General features: G+C 62.9%; 1 protein-coding gene. It reads right to left on the bottom strand.

Annotated features, from left to right (window positions below; all coding sequences use genetic code 11):
• Positions 1 to 34: 34 nt before the first annotated feature.
• A partial coding sequence (locus P792_RS36685) for a precorrin-8X methylmutase (protein ID WP_035440249.1) occupies positions 35 to 429 on the bottom strand: 395 nt, incomplete at its 5' end.

The raw sequence follows: 429 nt of genomic DNA, 5'->3' as shown, positions 1-429 counted from the left end.
CCCGGCCCCATGCCGAGAATTTGGCAGAGACCGGTCATTCGCTCTCGCTGGCCAGCGCGTTGACACAGGCGGCCGCCATGGCGCTTCCCCCCTGCCTACCCCGTACGATAGCCCAAGGGATTTCATTGAAGGCTGCCAGTGCCTCTTTGGACTCTGCCGCGCCAATGAAGCCGACCGGCATGCCGATAATGGCTGCGGGACGTTTGCCACCCTGCAGGATGAGTTCCAGCAGGCGAAACAGGGCTGTCGGTGCATTGCCGATCGCCACGACCGCGCCCTCCAGGTCGCTCCCCCAGAGATCGACCGCCGCCGCCGATCGCGTGTTGCCGATAAATCTAGCCAGCTCCGGTGTACGCATGTCACGCAAGGTACAGATAATCTGGTTATGGGCTGGCAACCGCGCACGCGTCACACCGTGAGCCACCATTT

The organism is Asaia sp. SF2.1, from assembly GCF_000505765.1.
Taxonomy (GTDB): domain Bacteria; phylum Pseudomonadota; class Alphaproteobacteria; order Acetobacterales; family Acetobacteraceae; genus Asaia; species Asaia bogorensis.
Note: the sequence above shows the minus strand (reverse complement) of the source record. Positions and strands in the feature narration are given on the sequence as shown.